The sequence below is a fragment of the Actinomadura logoneensis genome, assembly GCF_003428695.1.
Classification (GTDB): Bacteria; Actinomycetota; Actinomycetes; order Streptosporangiales; family Streptosporangiaceae; genus Spirillospora; species Spirillospora logoneensis.
Window position 1 is genome coordinate 1 of the sequence record NZ_QURH01000387.1, and the last position, 674, is coordinate 674.

At 76.0% G+C, this 674-nt stretch carries 1 pseudogene; it reads right to left on the minus strand.

Annotation, left to right across the window (positions count from 1 at the left end):
- Window positions 1-128: 128 nt before the first annotated feature.
- A pseudogene (locus tag DZF91_RS22865) lies at window positions 129-674 on the minus strand (XRE family transcriptional regulator); the annotation flags it as partial.

Sequence of the window (674 nt, forward strand, 5' to 3'; positions counted from 1 at the left end):
CGGGCGCTCCCCGGGGGCGTCCGAGGCGGGGGGACGGTCGGCGGCCGACCCGGCCCCGTGGTCCGGCGCGGGACGCGCCGGCACGGCCGGGGGTCCGGGCAGGTGGCCCTCTGGCTGTGGCATGCGTGTCAGACCTGCTCTGCCGGCGGGACCGGCGGCGTCGGGGGCTGGACGGAACGGGGCGCGGGGCTCTGCACGTGCGGGCCGGACAGGGCCTCGTAGAAGTCCTTCAGCTCGCGCAGGCCCGGGTGCTTCTGCCCGACGGCCGCGCCGACCTGCCGGGCCCGGTGGACGAGGATGTCCGAGCGGTGCTCGACGGGCAGGTCGAAGATGGCCTCCCGGGCCGTGCTGAGCGCCGCCTCCGGCTGCCCGGCGTGCAGCTTGCACGACGCGCGGTCGAGCCGGACCAGGGTGAGGTCGACCCGGTCGGTCGGCGCGTACAGCGTCAGCGCCTTGCTCAGTGACTCCTCTCCGCCCTTGTGGTCGCCGAGGTTGGTGTAGGTGTCGCCCTCGTAGAAGGTCATCTGCCGTTCGGTGAAGCCGAACACCAGGTCACCGGTGTGCTCCTTGCTCAGCTGGTCGAAGACCGACCGGCCGCGCAGCAGCGCCCGGCGGGCGCTCGGGGCGGCGTCGCCGCGGCCGCGCAGCGCGAGCTGGCCGAGGGCGCGCGCCTC